Annotated in this window: 1 protein-coding gene; it reads left to right on the forward strand. The window is 51.1% G+C overall.

Annotated features, from left to right (window positions below):
* On the forward strand, positions 1–2,234 hold a 2,234-nt coding region (locus ACTS60_RS00050; RefSeq protein ID WP_440886711.1), incomplete at both ends, for a beta strand repeat-containing protein.

A 2,234-nucleotide genomic window follows, 5' to 3' on the forward strand; every position in this document is an offset into this window, starting at 1 on the left:
ATGACACACCTGTGATCACAGAAGTGTCTTTGGTTGGTGAGACCGTGCCTGAAGGTCAAGCAGCTGAATTTAAAGTGACGTTAAGTAACGCCAGCAGCAGCGATCAAACCTACACGATTGGCTTAGTCAATGGCACCGCCGGCGATGATGATTACGACACCAACGTGTCCAATATCGTGTTCAGCGATGGCGTGACTTATGACGCTAATAGCGGACAAATCACCGTTCCAGCGGGCGTCACCATGTTCACCGCAACAGTCGATACCACGCAAGACACCATCGATGAGCTGGATGAAACCTTCGATCTCCAAGTGGGTGGGGTGACAGGTACCGCGACCATCCAAGATGATGATGACACACCTGTGATCACGGATGTCGCTCTAGTTGGCGATACCGTACCAGAAGGTCAACCCGCAGAGTTTAAAGTCACGTTAAGTAATGCCAGCAGCACAGACCAAACCTACACGATTGGCTTAGTCAATGGCACAGCCGGCGATGATGATTACGATACCAACGTGTCCAATATTGTGTTCAGTGATGGCGTGACCTATGACGCCAATAGCGGACAAATCACTGTCCCAGCGGGCGTCACTATGTTCACTGCAACAGTGGATACCACGCAAGACACCATTGACGAGCCGGATGAGACCTTCGATCTCCAAGTCGGCGGTGTCACAGGCACAGCGACCATCCAAGATGATGATGACGCACCTGTGATCACAGAAGTGTCTTTGGTTGGTGAGACCGTACCTGAAGGTCAGGCGGCTGAATTTAAAGTCACGTTAAGTAACGCCAGCAGTAGCGATCAAACCTATACGATTGGCTTAGCCAATGGCACAGCCAGCGATGATGATTACGATACCAACGTGTCCAACATCGTGTTTAGTGATGGCGTGACTTATGATGCTAATACCGGACAAATCACCGTTCCAGCGGGCGTCACCATGTTCACCGCAACAGTCGATACCACGCAAGACACTATTGATGAGCTGGATGAAACCTTCGACCTTCAAGTGGGTGGGGTGACAGGCACAGCGACCATCCAAGATGATGATGACACACCTGTGATCACAGAAGTCGCTCTAGTTGGCGAGACCGTGCCTGAAGGTCAAGCGGCTGAATTTAAAGTGACGTTAAGTAACGCCAGCAGCAGCGATCAAACCTACAGTCTTGGTTTGGTTAACGGTACGGCTGGAGATGATGATTATGATACCAACGTGTCCAACATCGTGTTCAGCGATGGCGTGACCTACGACGCTAATACGGGACAAATCACCGTCCCTGCGGGCGTCACCATGTTCAACGCGATGGTGGATACCACGCAAGACACCATTGATGAGCTGGATGAAACCTTCGACCTCCAAGTGGGTGGGGTGACTGGTACTGCGACAATCCAAGATGATGACGATGCACCCGTGATCACGGAGGTCGCTTTGGTTGGCGATACCGTACCAGAAGGCCAACCCGCAGAGTTTAAAGTGACGTTAAGTAATGCCAGCAGCACAGACCAAACCTACTCGATTGGATTAGTCAATGGCACAGCCGGCGATGATGATTACGACACCAACGTGTCCAACATCGTGTTCAGCGATGGTGTGACTTATGATGCTAATAGTGGACAAATCACCGTCCCTGCGGGCGTCACCATGTTCACCGCGATGGTGGATACCACGCAAGACACCATTGACGAGCCGGATGAAACCTTCGACCTCCAAGTGGGTGGGGTGACTGGTACCGCGATCATCCAAGATGATGATGACGCACCTGTGATCACAGATGTCGCTCTAGTTGGTGATACCGTACCAGAAGGCCAATCCGCAGAGTTTAAAGTGACGTTAAGTAACGCCAGCAGTAGCGATCAAACTTACTCGATTGGCTTAGTCAATGGCACGGCAGGTGATGATGATTATGATACCAACGTGTCCAACATCGTGTTTAGTGATGGCGTGACTTATGATGCTAATACTGGACAAATCACCGTCCCTGCGGGCGTCACCATGTTCACCGCGATGGTGGATACCACGCAAGACACCATTGACGAGCCGGATGAAACCTTCGACCTCCAAGTGGGTGGAGTGACCGGCACAGCGACTATCCAAGATGATGATGACACACCTGTGATCACAGAAGTGTCTTTGGTTGGCGAGACGATACCAGAAGGTCAAGCGGCTGAATTTAAAGTCACGTTAAGTAACGCCAGCAGCAGCGATCAAACCTACACGATTGGCTTAGTC

Origin of the sequence: Vibrio sp. WZ-1 (assembly GCF_052037695.1) — a bacterium.
GTDB lineage: Bacteria > Pseudomonadota > Gammaproteobacteria > Enterobacterales > Vibrionaceae > Vibrio.